At 73.2% G+C, this 11,260-nt stretch carries 9 protein-coding genes; 7 read left to right on the forward strand and 2 right to left on the reverse strand.

Annotated elements, in window-relative coordinates; all coding sequences use genetic code 11:
* Positions 1 to 5 precede the first annotated feature (5 nt).
* The 3 genes from ACSMXR_RS03575 (at position 6) to ACSMXR_RS03585 (ending at position 5,730) form a co-directional block, all read left to right on the forward strand.
* Positions 6 to 1,385, forward strand: coding sequence for an SWIM zinc finger family protein (locus tag ACSMXR_RS03575; RefSeq protein WP_473171213.1), 1,380 nt, complete (start codon positions 6 to 8; stop codon positions 1,383 to 1,385).
* Complete coding sequence (locus tag ACSMXR_RS03580) at positions 1,382 to 4,234, forward strand: DUF7825 domain-containing protein (protein WP_473171214.1); 2,853 nt, start codon at positions 1,382 to 1,384, stop codon at positions 4,232 to 4,234. The genes ACSMXR_RS03575 and ACSMXR_RS03580 overlap by 4 nt, the downstream gene beginning before the upstream one ends.
* Positions 4,235 to 4,335: 101 nt before the next feature.
* On the forward strand, positions 4,336 to 5,730 hold the full coding sequence (locus ACSMXR_RS03585; protein ID WP_473172335.1) for a GNAT family N-acetyltransferase: 1,395 nt from the start codon (positions 4,336 to 4,338) through the stop codon (positions 5,728 to 5,730).
* Here the strand turns inward: ACSMXR_RS03585 and ACSMXR_RS03590 are convergent.
* Entirely contained in the window at positions 5,663 to 6,877 is a 1,215-nt protein-coding gene (locus tag ACSMXR_RS03590; protein WP_218526861.1) for a trans-sulfuration enzyme family protein, read from the reverse strand. The genes ACSMXR_RS03585 and ACSMXR_RS03590 overlap by 68 nt on opposite strands.
* 59 nt (positions 6,878 to 6,936) lie before the next feature.
* Between ACSMXR_RS03590 and ACSMXR_RS03595 the strand changes: the two genes are divergently transcribed.
* The 3 genes from ACSMXR_RS03595 (at position 6,937) to ACSMXR_RS03605 (ending at position 10,193) form a co-directional block, all read left to right on the forward strand.
* Positions 6,937 to 7,419, forward strand: a complete 483-nt coding sequence (locus ACSMXR_RS03595) for an Lrp/AsnC family transcriptional regulator (RefSeq protein WP_218526860.1) — start codon at positions 6,937 to 6,939, stop codon at positions 7,417 to 7,419.
* Between the two features lie 126 nt (positions 7,420 to 7,545).
* Positions 7,546 to 9,234 (forward strand): DUF885 domain-containing protein, encoded by a 1,689-nt coding sequence (locus tag ACSMXR_RS03600; protein ID WP_381796446.1) that lies wholly within the window; start codon positions 7,546 to 7,548, stop codon positions 9,232 to 9,234.
* 23 nt (positions 9,235 to 9,257) lie between these two features.
* Complete coding sequence (locus tag ACSMXR_RS03605; protein ID WP_473171215.1) at positions 9,258 to 10,193, forward strand: ATP-grasp domain-containing protein; 936 nt, start codon at positions 9,258 to 9,260, stop codon at positions 10,191 to 10,193.
* 20 nt (positions 10,194 to 10,213) lie between these two features.
* Here the strand turns inward: ACSMXR_RS03605 and ACSMXR_RS03610 are convergent, their stop codons facing one another.
* Entirely contained in the window at positions 10,214 to 10,708 is a 495-nt protein-coding gene (locus ACSMXR_RS03610) for a rhodanese-like domain-containing protein (protein ID WP_137231420.1), read from the reverse strand.
* An 87-nt stretch (positions 10,709 to 10,795) separates the two neighbouring features.
* Between ACSMXR_RS03610 and ACSMXR_RS03615 the strand changes: the two genes are divergently transcribed.
* A complete protein-coding gene (locus ACSMXR_RS03615; RefSeq protein WP_359144110.1) occupies positions 10,796 to 11,242 on the forward strand; it encodes an Lrp/AsnC family transcriptional regulator in 447 nt (148 codons plus the stop codon).
* The last annotated feature ends 18 nt before the right edge of the window (positions 11,243 to 11,260 follow it).

Below are 11,260 nucleotides of genomic sequence, written 5' to 3' on the forward strand. Positions count from 1 at the left end.
TTTTCATGACCCGATCCGTTCAGGCCCTGGCCTACGCACGCCCGTCGTCCCTGGAGTCCTCGCAGGTGGGGCCCTCCCTCGGTCTGGAGACCGCAGGAGGGCTCACCCCGCGCGGAGCGGAGGCGCACCCGCGGTTCTTCGCGGGCTTCCTCTCCGATCCGCGCATAGCGGCACGCGGGCTGCTGGCGGTGGCGGACGTAGCCGCCGCCCGCTACTACCAGCGCACGCTGCCCGCCTCGCTGGACCCGGTGGTGACGGGGAACGGCGACCGGTTGCGCTTCGAGTCGTTCTCCGGCTGCTGCGGGGTGTACGCCCGTCTCGATGTGCTCCGGGAAGGGCTGGACGGGCGGGAGACCGGCCACGGAACGACGAATGTGGACGTGAACGCTCCGCTGCGGGAGGCGCTTTCGCGGATCACGGCGGACGATCCGCTGCATCTGCGGGTGGGGCCCGAGGAGATGGCGGTGACCACGCTCGACGGTCCGGTGGTGGAGAAGAAGGTGCCGTTGCCCGACCGGTGGCTGCGCGGTTTCGCGGAGGCGCAGGTCGCCTCGGCGAGGTTCGATCTGCGGGCCGAGCTGACGGCGGCCCAGGCGGTGGCGTTCCTGCGGTCGCTGCCCCGCTCCTCGCCTTCGGGCCGTGCGGCCCGTGGGGCCCGGTGGGTGGTGGCCTCGGGCGGGTCCCTGCGCCCGACGACCCGGCCGGTCCCGGGCGCGGTGTGTCTGCCGGGCCCGGAGCGGCTGGTGGCGTTGCAGCGGGTGCTGCGCGACGCGACGGCCCTGAGGGTGTACGGGCCGGTGGCCGACGGTGCGGCGGCGGCGAGCGCCTGGGAGGTGGTGCTGCCGGGGATGCGGCTCACGTTGACGCTCTCCCCGGACTCCGCGCGCGGGTTCTCGGGCGAGGGCGGCGTGCTGGAGGCGCTGGCCACGGATGACGCGGCGGCCGATGCCGAGCTGGTGTCCGTGCTGCTCGCCTGGGAGCCCCGGATCGAACCGGCGTCGCTGGCCGAGCAGGCGGGGCTGAGCGTGGAGCGGGTGCGGGCCGCGCTGACCCGGCTCGGTACGGCGGGCCGCGTCGGCTACGACCTGGCGGACGCGGCGTACTTCCACCGGGAGTTGCCGTACGACGCGGACCGGGCGGAGCGGCACAATCCGCGTCTTGTGGCCGCCCGCAGGCTGGCCGGTGAGGGTGCGGTGTCGCTCGACGGTTCGCGGGCGACGGTCGCTTCCGGGGACCGTCGCTACCGGGTGCGCGAGAGCGGTTCTGCGTTCACCTGCACCTGCCAGTGGTGGGCGGACTACCGGGGGCGTCGGGGGCCCTGCAAACACGCGCTCGCCGTGCGCATGGTCCGCCGGGGTGCGACGGTCGCGGGAGGCGTGCGATGAACGAGCTGCTCACCGCTGTACGGGCGGGGCGCCACCACGAGGTGCCTCCGCTGGTGCTCGCCCTGGACCGGCCCGGACGCCGGGCCGCCCTCACCGAGTTGAAGGAGCTGCGCAAGGAGGTGCGGAACTGGGACTGGCAGCGGCGGGACAGGATCCGCAAGGCGCTGCTGGTGGCCGGCGCGGGCTGTCACACCGGTGCGGCGGGGTGCGCCGCCTGGATCGGGGGCCGGGATCTGCGCGACTGGACCCGCTCTCCGTATCCGTTGATCCTCGCGTCGCTCAAGGACCGTGCTCCGGAGTGGCTCGGCGATCTCGCCCACCGGTTCGCGGGGCGCGCGGCCCTCTCCGACGCGGAGTACACCTTCGTCGGCGAGCTGACGCGGATCGCCGGGGTCCCGCTCCCCGTCACGGACAACCTGGTGGTGGGCTGGGCGGAGCTGGTCGGCGCGGCGCGTTGGCGCGGGCGGACGCGCCGTCCGCTGACCGACATCCTGCGGGACGACCCGCACACCGCCGTGCTGGCGTCCCGGTTGTTCGAGATGCCGGAGCTGCCGCCGCAGGTCGATTTCTACGACGCGCCGGACTCGCAGGACCACTGGCCCGGGGCGCTGTGCGCGCTGGCCGACGACGGGGTGCTGGACCGGGCCCATCTGGTGGAGCGGTGCGTGACCCGGCTGATGCGCGGCGGCAAGTCCGTCGATCAGCGGTTCTTCCTGGCCGTTCTGCTGCGCCTGGGCACGACGGAGGAAGAGGAGGACCGGCATCTGCGGGACTGGACGGCGATGGCGGCGGACGGGATCGCGCCGGTCGCCTCGCACGCCCAGCAGGTGCTCGTACGGCTCGACGCGCGGGGCGTGCTGTCCACCCGGGAGCTGGCGGACGTTTCGGGCGCGGTGCTCTTCCGCCAGGAGAAGAAGCTGGTACGGGCCCAGCTGACGCTGCTGGGCAAGGCGCTGCGCCGGGACGCCTCGACGGCGGGCGAGCTGCTTCCGGCGGTCGCCGAGGCGTTCGGCCACGAGGCCATCGATGTCCAGGAGCGGGCTCTGAAGCTGGTCACGCGGTATCTGCCCGGGGCCGGGGACCCGGAGGTTCGGGAGCGGCTGGCCTCCGCCGCCGGGCAGTTGGGCCCGCTGCACCGGGAGTCGGTCGCCGCCCTGTTCGGTGATCTCGTGGAGGAGGAGGCGGCCGAGGCGTACGAGGAGTTCCTGCCGCCCGCGCCGGTGCTGCGGCGTCTGGAGCCCGCCCCGGAGACCGTGGCCGAGCTCGTCGAGGAGGTGGCCGCCCGGGTGAAGGCGCATGCGTCGGAGCACTGGATCCCGTCGTCGGCCGTCCTGGACACCTCGGACGGGATCACCGGGTTCGAGCGGGCGCTCGACGGCCTCGTCCGGCTGGCCCGGACCGACCGGGAGGAGCTGGCGGGGGCCTTGCGGGAGGCGCTGGCCGGTGTGCACTTCGTCGAGCACGGCCTGTCTCCGTACATGATCGACCCCCAGTACATCTCGACCTCGCACGGGCTGTCCGCGGTGGCGGCCTCGCTGCTGGGCCTGGTGTCCGAGCGGGACAGGATCGCCTGGCGGGCGAAGACCACCGTGAAGGGTGCGGACGCCTGTGCCCACGCCGCGTTGAACGGGGTGCTGCTCGACCGGGTGTGGGAGGCGGTGGAGGCGATAGCGGCCGGGCGGCCATTCCTGGTGGCCACGCCGACCTGGCACACCGGGGCGATCGAGGCGGCCGAGCTCGTCGAGCGGCTGCGGGCCTACCGTGAGCTGGGCGCCCGTCCGGGCCCCGCCGACTTCGCCCAGGCCCTGCTGCGGGTCCGCCGGAACAGCGGTCCCGAGGGCGCGGCCGCGGCGGCTGCGGCCGAGGCGCTGGGCACCGGCGAGGGCGACCGGCTGGCCGCCTGGATCCGTGCCGACGAGCCGGTGGCCCCGGTGCTGCGGCATCCGGCGACCGCCGTCTCCCGTCCGTCGGCGGGCAATTGGTGGCAGCGCACGACGACCGGGGCCCGTCAGGTGCTGCTGGCGACCCGGGAACGGCTGGTGATCCAGCGTGAGTTCCCGGAAGCGTTCCACTGGCTGGGCCGGGCGCAGCTCCCGCACGCCCGGGAGTGCTACCACTGGGGGCCCGAGCGGTCCTCGCACTGGACCGCCACCCTGCCGGAGGATCCGGAGACGCTGGCCGCCTGGCTGATGCCGGACCTGCTGTTCGCCGCCGACCAGGGGCAGCGGGGAGCCGTCGGGTTCCTGCCGGCACTGGCCGAGAGCGCGGGCGAGGCGGGCGGGGCTATGCATCTCGCGCTGGCCTACGGGCTCGGCGCCCGGCATCCGGAGGACCGCACGGCGGCGGTGGACGCCCTGCTCGTGCTGGCCGCGCGGGGCCGGCTGGACGGTGCGTCGCTCGGGCGGGAGCTGGCGATCCTGGTCGACCGCGACCTGGTGAAGGTGAACCGTACGGCGGACGCGCTCGGCACGGCGGCGGCCACCGGTGCGTACCGGACGGTGCTGACCGTGCTGGCGGCGATGCTGCCCGGTCTCCTGGCGTACGAGAAGACGCCCCGGGGGCTCGGCGATCTGCTGTCGGTGGCGGCCGGGTGCGCCGAGCGCTGCGGTACGGACGGGATCCCGCCGATCGCGGGGCTCGCGGCGACGGCGGGGCGCAAGGGCTCCTCGCAGACGGTCCGCCAGGCCGCCCGCCTGCTCGCCGCGTTCCCCGCCGGGGCGGAGGAGTCCACGCCGGAGGCCCTCGGCCCGGATGCCCCCGCGCCGGAAGCCGTCGGGCCGGAGGGTGTCGGTCCGCAAGCCTCCTGTGCGGACCGGAAGGATCAAGGAGTGGCCGGTCTCAAAATCTGACCGAAAGACGACGATAGCGACCAGATCCACACTTAACCCATCAGTCACAAGGCGTTCGTGATCAGGCAACACCGTTCGTTCACAGTGAGGATATGACTGATGTGACCTCTGCGAAGAGCGCCCGCCGTCCGCACCACTGGCGGCGGGACCTGATCGAACTGGCCGCCCTGTTCACCGCCGTGGCCGTGGCCGACGCGATCGCCAACCTGATCGGACACCAGCCGGACGGGCCCTATCTGCTCGTGGCGTCGGCGGTGGCGCTGGTGGCCACCGCGGCGTTCCACACCTGGTGGGCGCGACGGCACAGTCACGCTCCCCCGTCCGGAGAGGAGGGCGGGGCCGACGGCGGGGCGGCGGGCGAGGCCGGGAGCAGCGGTGCGGGCGAGCTCGCCGGGGCCGAGGAGACCGTGCTGTGGCGGATGCGGACGACGGTGCGCGACGCCCCGGGCAGCCTGGCCGCGCTGTGCGTGGCCCTCTCCGGGCTGCGGGTGGACATCCTCACCCTGCAGACCCACCCGCTCGCGCAGGGGACGGTCGACGAGTTCCTGCTGCGGGCCCCGGTCTCGCTCCCGGCGCAGGAGCTGTCCCGGGAGATCGCGGCCGCCGGTGGCGCGTCCACCTGGATCGAGAGGGCGGACGCCCACGATCTGGTCGACACCCCGACCCGGGTGCTGTCCCTGGCCACCAGGACGGCGCTCGACGCGGCCGAGCTGCCGCTCGCCCTGCGCCAGTTGCTCGGCCGGTGCACCATCCACTCGCTGCCCGCCGTCTCCGTCACCGGCCGGGCCACCGGTCAGAGCGCCCCGGTCGAGGGCGTGCTGGAGGAGACGATGATGCGGCTGCGGGACCCGTCCGGCGGGGTGATCGTCGTCGAGCGGCCCTATCTGCCGTTCACGCCGACCGAGTTCGCCCGGGCCCGGGCGCTGGTCGAGCTCGACGCCCGGCTCGGTCCGCGCGTACCCCGCAGCGAGGACGTCCTCACCCTGCCCGAGGGCAACGAGATCACCGTGCGCCGCGCGGACCGCGGCGATCTCGCCGCAGCCCGCGCCATGCACGACCGCTGCTCGCAGCGCACCCTGGGCCTGCGCTACCACGGTCCCGTCAAGGACGCGGACCGCTACCTCGACCATCTGCTGAGCCCCCGCTTCGGCCGCACCCTGGCGGTGCAGACGGCGTCCGGCAAGCTGGTGGCGCTGGGCCACCTCCTGTGGGACGGCGACGAGACCGAGGTCGCGCTCCTCGTCGAGGACGACTGGCAGCGCCGGGGCATCGGCTCCGAGCTGCTCGGCCGGCTGGTGGCCCTCGCCGTGGAAGCGGGCTGCGACAGCGTGTACGCCGTGACCCAGTCCCACAACACCGGCATGGTGGCGGCGATGCGCGCGCTGGAGCTGCCCCTCGACTACCAGATCGAGGAGGGCACGCTCGTCATCACCGCCCGGCTGACGACTGAAGGTGCTGCTCGGCCCTCCGTGCCGACGGAACAGGCCCGTCGCTGAGCGCCTGGCACAGATCCGCCCACAGGTCCTCGACGTCCTCCAGGCCGACCGACATCCGCAGCAGCCGGTCGCCGACACCGGACGCCCGCCGGTCTCCCTCGTCCACAATGCGGTGGCTGATGGAGGCCGGGTGCTGGATCAGCGAGTCCACGCTGCCGAGGCTGACGGCGGGCGTGATGAGCCGCACCCCGGAGATCACCCGGTGCGGGTCCCCGTACACCTCGAAGGAGATCATCGCGCCGCCGATCCGCGGGTAGTGCACCCGGGCGATCCGCGGGTCGGCGGTGAGCCTGCGGACCAGTTCGGCGGCGCTCGTCGAGGCCGCCCGGACGCGTACCGGAAGCGTGGACAGACCGCGCAGCAGCAGATAGCCGGCCAGCGGGTGCAGCACTCCGCCGGTGGCGAACCGCACCTGGCGCAGCGTCGCGGCGAACTCCTCGTCGCAGGCGACGACGCCGCCCATGACGTCCCCGTGGCCGCCGAGGTACTTGGTGGCGCTGTGCAGGACGATCCGCGCGCCGTGTTCGACCGGGCGCTGCAGGACGGGGGTGGCGAAGGTGTTGTCGACCAGCAGCGGCACGGATCCGCAGGCGTGGGCGACGGCCCGGATGTCGATCTCGGCCAGCGTCGGGTTGGCCGGCGTCTCGATCATCACGAGCCCGGTGTCCGGGCGGATGGCGTCGGCGATGCCCGCCGGGTCGGTCCAGGTCACCTCGGTGCCCAGCAGCCCGGCGCCGAGCAGATGGTCGCTGCAGCCGTAGAGCGGGCGGACGGCGACGACATGGCGCAGCCCCTGGCTCGCGCGGGCGAGCAGTACCGCGGTCAGCGCGGCCATCCCGCTGGCGAAGGCGACCGCGCTCTCCGCGCCCTCCAGCCGGGCGAGCGCCGTTTCGAAGCGGCCCGTGGTCGGGTTGTCCAGCCGCGCGTAGACGGGCGGCCCGTCGGGTCGGGCCCCGGTGGTGGCGAAGTCGTCGATCCGCATCGCCTCGGCGCGCGAGTCGTAGGAGGGGTAGGTGGTGGACAGATCGATCGGCGGGGCGTGCACGCCGAGGGAGGCGAGGTCGTCGCGTCCGGCGTGCACGGCTTCGGTGGCGAGAGCCCTGGACGGGGTGGGAGCAGGGGGCGTCATCGAGACTTCGTTGTCCATGCCGTCACTCTGAACAGTTACCGGCTCGTAGCGGCAGAACCCCGTGCTACGTTCGCCGCATGGCTGATTCCGTCGCTCTCGATCCGGTGGATCTGCAGATTCTGCGGCTGTTGCAGAACGATGCGCGGACCACGTACCGCGAGCTCGCGGCCGAGGTCGGTGTGGCCGCTTCGACGTGCCTGGACCGGGTGGCCCGGCTGCGTCGTTCCGGGGTGATCCTCGGGGATCAGCTGCGCCTCGATCCGGCGAAGCTCGGCCGGGGGCTCCAGGCGCTGCTCCTGGTGCAGGTCCGGCCGCACCGCCGGGAGCTCATCGGGCCGTTCGTCGACCGGATCAGGTCACTGCCGGAGTCGCGGGCGCTGTTCCACCTCACCGGCCCCGACGACTATCTCGTGCAGGTCGCGGTGGCCGACGCGGCGGATCTGCAACGGCTGGTCCTGGACGAGTTCACCTCGCGCCGGGAGGTGGCCAGGGTGGACACCCGGCTGATCTTCCAGCAGTGGGACTGCGGACCGCTGCTGCCTCCCGCCACCACAAGCTGACGCGCCGACACCAGCACCGGCACCAGCACCGACACCGGCCCAGAAGTGCGGAGAAGTGATCGTCTTTTGGACGTCCGACGGCCCCTGGTGATGACGAAGAGGCCACCACCGTACGAGGATGTCCGCATGTCAGACACTTCGAGCAGCGCGCTGCCCCGTCAGGTCGCCGACGCCTACGTCGACGCAATCATCGAACTCGACCCCATCACGGGCACCTATCTGGGTGTGTCCGAAAGCTCGCGCCGGCTGCCCGACTTCTCACCGGCCGGCCAGGCCGCGACCGCCGACCTCATCCGCACGACCCTGCGGGAGCTGGACGCGGCGGAACAGCGCCCCGGTGCGGACAGCGATGCCGAGCGACGCTGCGGGCGGCTCCTGCGGGAACGCCTGACGGCGGAACTTGCCGTGCACGAGGCCGAGGAAGGCCTGCGGACCGTCTCCAACCTCCAGTCGCCCGCCCACAGCATCACCGAGGTCTTCACCCTCACGCCGACCGAGACGGACGAGGACTGGGCGGCGGTCGTGGAACGGCTGCGGGCCGTGCCCGCCGCGCACGAGGGGTACCGCGCCTCGCTCGCGCTCGGTCTGGAGCGCAAGCTGTACGGCGGCCCGCGCGCGACCGCCACGTTCGTCGGACAGCTCACGGAGTGGGGCGGGGAGGGCGAGGGCACGGCGTTCTTCACGGAGTTCGTCGCCCCGGGCCCCGCGTCGCTGCGGGCCGAGCTGGACGAGGCCGCCCGGCTGGCGACGGCCTCGGTGCTCGCGCTGCGCGACTGGGTGCGCGATGTGTACGCCCCGGGCATCGAGGGTGCCCCGGACCCGGTCGGCCGGGAGCGCTACGCCCTCTGGTCGCGGCTGTACAACGGCACCGATCTGGATCTCGACGAGGCGTACGCGTACGGCTGGTCGGAATACCACCGGCTGCTCGCCGAGATGAAGACCGAGGCCGCCAAGATCCTGCCCGGGGCCGGCCCCTGGGAGGCGCTCGCCCACCTCGATGTGCACGGCAAGCACATCGAGGGCGTGGACGAGGTCCGCGAGTGGCTGCAGGGTCTGATGGACGAGGCGATCGAGGCGCTGGACGGCACGCACTTCGATCTCGCCGAGCGGGTACGGAAGGTGGAGTCCCGCATCGCGCCGCCGGGCGGGGCCGCCGCGCCGTACTACACCGGCCCCTCCGAGGACTTCTCCCGCCCCGGGCGCACCTGGCTGCCGACCATGGGCGAGACCCGTTTCCCGGTGTACGACCTGGTCTCCACCTGGTACCACGAGGGCGTTCCCGGCCATCACCTGCAGATCGCCCAGTGGACGCATGTCGCCGACAGCCTCTCCCGCTACCAGGCGTCGGTCGGCATGGTCAGCGCGAACGCGGAGGGCTGGGCGCTGTACGCGGAGCGGCTGATGGACGAGCTGGGCTTCCTGCCCGACCCGGAACGGCGGCTCGGCTACCTCGACGCGCAGATGATGCGTGCCTGCCGGGTGATCGTCGACATCGGCATGCATCTGGAGCTGGAGATCCCGGCGGACTCCCCGTTCCACCCGGGCGAGCGCTGGACGCCCGATCTGGCCCAGGAGTTCTTCGGCAACCACAGCGGCCGTCCCGCCGACTTCGTGGAGAGCGAGCTGACCCGCTATCTGTCGATGCCGGGCCAGGCCATCGGCTACAAGCTCGGGGAGCGCGCCTGGCTGCTCGGCCGGGAGAACGCGCGCGCCGCGCACGGCGACGCGTTCGATCTCAAGACCTGGCACATGGCGGCGCTCTCGCAGGGGTCGCTGGGCCTGGACGATCTGGTGGACGAGCTGTCCCGGCTCTGAGCGAAGAAGGCGAGCGGCCCGTCATGAGCGGCACGAGCAGCACGAGCGGTACAAGCAGCGCGAGTGAGCGGAACGGATTTCTGTTCTGCGCCGATCCGTTGCGCCTCTCGCGGCCCGATCCGCAGTTCGCCGACGAGCTCGCGGCAGCGCGGGCGGCCGGCGGGCGGATCGCGCTGCTCGATCATGACGCGCTCCTCGCGGGCGACGCGGCCGGGGCGGTGGCCCGGGTCGCGCGGGACTCCGGGCCGTACTGGTACCGCGGATGGATGATCCCCTCCGGCCGGTACGCGGAGCTGGAGGCGGCACTCGCCGCCCGGGGCTGCACTCTGCTCACCGGTGCCGCCGGCTATCGGCGAGCGCATGAACTCCCCGGCTGGTACGAGGAGTTCGGCGGTCTCACGCCACGCAGCGTCTGGTGCGCCCTGGCTCCGGGGGCTCCGGCGCCCACGGCCGACGAGCTGGCCGGGCTCGCGGCTCCCCTGGGGCCGGGGCCCGGCATAGTGAAGGACTTCGTGAAGTCCCGCAAACACGAGTGGTTCGAGGCCTGTTACGTGCCGGAGCTCGCGGACCGGGAGCAACTGGCGTCAGTGGTGGGCCGGTTCGTGGAGCTGCAGGACGCTTTCCTCGCGGGCGGCCTGGTGTTGCGGGCGTTCGAGCCGTTCGTCGCGGGCGGCGAGGCGCGGGTGTGGTGGGTGGACGGGGAGGCGGTGCTCACCACCGCCCACCCGGACACCCCGGACACCCCGAACTCTCCGGACCGTGACCCCGTCCGCGAACTCCCTTCTCTGCGGGAGGCGGTGGGCCGTCTCGGGCTGCGCTGGGTCACCACCGACCTGGCGTTGCGCGAGGACGGAGTGTGGCGGGTGGTGGAGGTCGGCGACGGCCAGGTCAGCGGACTGCCCGCCGGGGCGGAGGCCGGAGAGCTGTTCGCCGCGCTCGCCGCAGCCGGAGCGCGCTGACGTCTGCCGGACCCGCCGTCTCAGCAGCCGCAGTCGGCCGCCTCGACCGGTGCGGTGAGCGGGTCGACGCCGCGCCGCTCACCGCCCTCCCAGGTCTCGTAGGCGAACCCCTCACGCGCCCAGTACTCGAATCCGCCGAGCATCTCCTTGACCTGGTAGCCCAGTTGGGCGAGGGCCAGGGCCGCGCGGGTCGCACCGTCGCAACCGGGACCCCAGCAGTATGTGACCACCGGGACGGCCGGGTCCAGCAGTGCCGCCGCCTGCTCGGGGATCAGCGCGGTGGGCAGGTGGACCGCCCCGGGGATGTGCCCCTGGTCCCAGGACGCGGTGGAGCGGCTGTCCAGCACGACGAACCCGGGGTCGCCGTCGGCGGCGAGCGCGGAGGCGACGTCGGAGACGTCCGCGTGGAAGGCGAGCGAGGCGCCGAAATAGGCCGCGGCGGCAGCGGGAGAGGCGGGCGCGACGCGCAGGACGGGGTGGTCGGCCGGGGCCGTGGTGTGCGAGGTCATGACCATGAATCTATGACCGCGGAACGGGCCCGAGAAGTGAGATTCCCCGGCACTCCGCTTGATTCACCGGGGCTTTCCCTGTTCCCTCGGAGGGTGACCGACTATTCCCCGGACGCCACCGACTGGCGCATCCTCGATGTCCTCCAGCGCGACGGCCGCGCCACCTTCGCCGAGCTCGCGCGGGCCGTCGCCATGTCCCCGAGCGCCGTGACGGAGCGGGTGCGGCGGCTGGAGGAGCTGGGCGTGATCAGCGGGTACGCGGCGGTGGTGGACGCCGAGCGGCTCGGGCTGCCCATCCTCGCCCTGGTCCGCCTGCGCTACCCGAACGGGAACTACAAGCCCTTCCACGATCTCCTGGAGACCACGCCGGAGATCATCGAGGCCCACCACGTCACCGGCGACGACTGCTTCGTCCTCAAGGTCACGGCCCGTTCGATGAGACATCTGGAGGAGACCACGGGCCGGATCGGCGCACTGGGCTCCGTCACCACCAGCATCGTGTACTCCTCACCGCTCCCCCGCCGCGCGATCGGCCGCTGAACCGCCCGCCCGGGGCTC

The sequence above is a fragment of the Streptomyces sp. DSM 106670 genome, assembly GCF_055792845.1.